The organism is Nitrosomonas sp. Nm166, from assembly GCF_900112825.1.
GTDB lineage: Bacteria > Pseudomonadota > Gammaproteobacteria > Burkholderiales > Nitrosomonadaceae > Nitrosomonas.
This window is the reverse complement of the sequence record NZ_FONE01000087.1, coordinates 1-3,533: the sequence shown is the minus strand read 5'-3', so window position 1 is coordinate 3,533 and position 3,533 is coordinate 1. Positions and strand designations below refer to the sequence as shown.

At 45.0% G+C, this 3,533-nt stretch carries 4 protein-coding genes and 2 pseudogenes; 5 read left to right on the top strand and 1 reads right to left on the bottom strand.

What is annotated here, in order from left to right:
- Positions 1 to 21: 21 nt before the first annotated feature.
- A pseudogene (locus BM021_RS14575) lies at positions 22 to 410 on the bottom strand (IS481 family transposase); the annotation flags it as partial.
- A gap of 159 nt (positions 411 to 569) precedes the next feature.
- On the opposite strand from BM021_RS14575, the gene BM021_RS15840 reads away from it, so the two are divergent.
- From BM021_RS15840 to BM021_RS14555, 5 genes and pseudogenes are all read left to right on the top strand, one after another.
- Positions 570 to 1,064 carry a hypothetical protein gene (locus tag BM021_RS15840; RefSeq protein ID WP_218147886.1) on the top strand — a complete coding sequence of 165 codons (495 nt, stop codon included), beginning with the start codon at positions 570 to 572 and terminating at the stop codon, positions 1,062 to 1,064.
- Positions 1,048 to 1,332 carry a hypothetical protein gene (locus BM021_RS15835; protein ID WP_218147885.1) on the top strand — a complete coding sequence of 95 codons (285 nt, stop codon included), beginning with the start codon at positions 1,048 to 1,050 and terminating at the stop codon, positions 1,330 to 1,332. Before BM021_RS15840 ends, BM021_RS15835 begins: the two co-directional genes overlap by 17 nt.
- A gap of 41 nt (positions 1,333 to 1,373) precedes the next feature.
- On the top strand, positions 1,374 to 1,994 hold the full coding sequence (locus BM021_RS14565; protein ID WP_090721711.1) for an ATP-binding protein: 621 nt from the start codon (positions 1,374 to 1,376) through the stop codon (positions 1,992 to 1,994).
- Positions 1,995 to 2,117: 123 nt separating this feature from the next.
- A pseudogene (locus tag BM021_RS14560) lies at positions 2,118 to 2,267 on the top strand (ATP-binding protein); the annotation flags it as partial.
- Positions 2,268 to 2,354: 87 nt separating this feature from the next.
- Complete coding sequence (locus BM021_RS14555; protein ID WP_090721709.1) at positions 2,355 to 3,332, top strand: phage/plasmid replication domain-containing protein; 978 nt, start codon at positions 2,355 to 2,357, stop codon at positions 3,330 to 3,332.
- Positions 3,333 to 3,533 lie beyond the last annotated feature (201 nt).

Below are 3,533 nucleotides of genomic sequence, written 5' to 3'. Positions count from 1 at the left end.
AGCATGGGCAAATCATGTCGCATAGAATGGTAACGCCTTGTCATTCAGGATATCAGCTGAGGTTATCGGTGTTCTGGTGGTGTAGAGCTTGCAATCGCGACCTTGGAGTAAGTATCGATGAAAGTTTGCTGATAAATACGCCCGACACCTTTCAGATTTCCCACATAGAAGGTGTCCTGTGCACCCAAGTAACCAGTGCATCATTTCTATTTCACCACTGGCGATATCATCCTGTTTCTTCTTCTCCAATGCTGCGATTTGTGCATCACTCAGAATGATGCCTTCACCGGCGATTTTGGTTTCCAGTGCAGCAAGCTGATGTTTGAAGTTGGCCAGTTGATGCCGTAACCAGATCGAACGCACACCACTGCCTGATACAAAAATACTACGTTACGTAATTCGTTGCTGGTTCAATGTTGTTAATCAACATGCAAAAATTACCAGGGAAAGGGTAAAATCAACATTGAAAAGTTTCCACCCTATGGATGAGAAAATCCGGCGTTTAGTCGGAGAACCTTGGAGTATATCAATAGAGCATATAGCTGAATGAAATCAGACGCCGACATTTTGTGAGTAAAGAAAGCATCAGTGCGATCGCAAATAGTCTGAATCTCTCACGTCAAACGGTTCGCAAGGCATTAAAGAGTGAGGCGGAACCGATATACCAACGTAAAACTCAACCAACACCGAAATTAGGTGCTTTTAAAGCACAATTATCTGATTGGCTGGAGCGGGATGCTAAGTTACCCAAACGTCAACGCAGAACAGCGCAACGATTGTTCGAATGTTTGCAGGTTGAGAATCAGGTCGGCAATGTCAGGGAATGGCTATTTACGCCAACTCCTCGGTTCGAGAGTTTCGCTGAACTCAATGCGTGGCTGGCTGTACGTTGCGAAGAGCTGGCAGGGCGTAAGCACCCGGAACAAACCGGACGCACCATTGCCGATTGTTTTGTTGAAGAAAAAGCGTTACTCATTCCTGTCAAAGCTGTATTTGATGGTTATGTAGAAAAGACCCTGCGGGTTTCCAGTACTTGTTTGATTAAGGTTGACCATAACCGTTAAATGGGCTTTGCCAACACCCATTCGGATAGTCCGGGATCGTATCTTGAAACAAGATAAAGGTGATAGAGCGTTTGTCGAACTGCTGCTGATGGCTAGAGCATTAGGTGATGTCGGCCTTGAAACGCTGGAGGTTGCGTGCGATCTGATCTTGCAAACAGGCAGTATTGCCGCCGCCATTGTCATGAATGAAATGCGTCGCTTAAGTGAAGTGGCACGGCCCAAAACCCTACGAAGTATCACTTACACCAACCTTGCAAATCGAACCTAAAGCCGACTGCAGCCGCTACGACAGTTTGCGGAGGACGCGCTATGACCATTGATCGTCATGCGCAACTCAAGGCGCTTCATCTGCACGGCATGGCTGCCGCCTGGCAGGAATGGCAGGTTGAAGGAAATACACGACAAAAGCCGGTTATGCCAGAAATCTGGCTGGATCGGTTGATCGCTGCTGAACAGGCAGATCGCAAGACACGTAGCCTAAACTACCAATTACATGCTGCCAAGTTTCCACATCATCGCGATTTGATTCATTTTGACTGGGCGGAAAATCCTTTGACCAAGGGGCGCATAGAACAACTAGCTACCGGTGAATTCATGATTCAGGCAAACAATCTTATTTTTGTAGGCGGCGGTACAGGAACCGGCAAAACCCATCTGGCAATTGCTTTGGCTGTTTCAGCGATCCATCAGGGGAAACGCGTGCGTTTCTATAATGCCGTTGATCTGGTCAATCAATTGGAAAAGGAAAAGCAACAAGACAAATCGGGTTCACTGGCCAAGCGACTCATGCAGATCGATGCCGTTATCCTCGATGAACTGGGCTATCTGCCATTCCCGGAATCCGGTGGCGCTTTGCTATTTCATCTCATCAGCCAGCTGTATGAGAAGACCTCTCTGATTATTACCACTAATTCAAATTCTATTTCATAAGTTATTGAATTAACTAATAAATTTCCTGATCTAACAGTTCTTTACCACTCGCTATACGCGCCATCACAACACTTCCTTTCATAAATTACGTCTCTTATTTCACTTATGAAATAGAAATGGAATAACCTCAATTTCGCTGAGTGGATCCAGGTCTTCGGAGATGAAAAAATGACCGCAGCTCTACTCGATCGCATTACCCATCACTGCGACATCCTCGAAACCGGTAACGATTCTTATCGATTCAAACATCGCAAAAAAGCACTCGAAATTTAAGTTGCGCCACTTCTTAACTGGAAACTTTTAGATGTTGATAGGTGATAATTTTTGAATGTTGATTGACACCCTGTTTTTGTTGACTACCTGACGATTCGGCAAGTCCACGACAGCGGCAAGCTTCCAATCATTAACGGTGGCCGGGTACTGCGCATTGATTCTGATGGCGAGATTGAATACACGGTTGATACACGGCAAGGATTGGAAAGAAGTTTTGATAGCAGGGTAGAGGTGCGCTGTGATGGTCGCCAAGTGGAATTTTCCGGCAATATTTCGCGCTATGGTCGACAGGACAACCTTTTCGGCTTCACTTTTGCTGACAGCATCAAGCGTATTAACTCCTTGCTGGAAACCTTAGGTTTGCCGCCTTTTACAGCCAGAAAACTTTATAGGTTTGCTGATTCCGGTTGGACATGGATAGGCGCCAGAGTCAGCCGTATAGACATAACCTGCAATTATGTCACCGGCTCAATGATCGACTCTGAAGCATTACTCCGCAACATGGCAGATCATCACATCGGCCAGCAAAAGGGTTCCTTATCCGTGAATGGCGCAACAGTTGAATATGGCCAAGGCTCCAAGTACGTCTACGGCAAGCTCTACTACAAAACGACTGAACTCAAAAAACACCGTTCCAAAAAATCCGGTCAGCATGTTTCTAATGAAGTTATTCAATTCTGCGAATCACTCGGAGTCATCCGAGAAGAGTTTACGCTCAAATCACGATTTCTTCTACAAAACGGTCTAGCTTTTTTAGGGGCTATCACAGATCAATTATTAATAGAGGTTTATATGAACAGAACCCAATTACAAAGACTGGAAAATGTGAAATATGAGAACTTCAATGACCTACCAAAACATCTTAGAGCGACTTATGTGAGTTGGAAATATGGCTTTCCTATTCAATTAAAGAAATCTCAATTCTATACCCATCGGAAAGCCTTGCTCGCCTACGGCATTGATATCTCTGTTCCAAACAACGTTCAAACGATGCCCATCAAGGTAAAGACTATTGAGCTTGCCGCGCTAACTGCGCCTGACTGGTACATCAAGAAATACGCTTAAAGTGAGGCTACTTAGTTCAGTCTGAACAATCCATAACATTCTGATTCTGTGTGATGAATTGATGAATTAAGGCAATTAAATTCACCAGTTTTTGGTAAAATTGCTGCAATTTCCTGCAAATTTAGCGAGGGTTAGATGGGGCCAAAGCCGTGCACGCAAAAGAGTAATGACCTGTTCCGCCAGCGACTGGACGAACTGGTC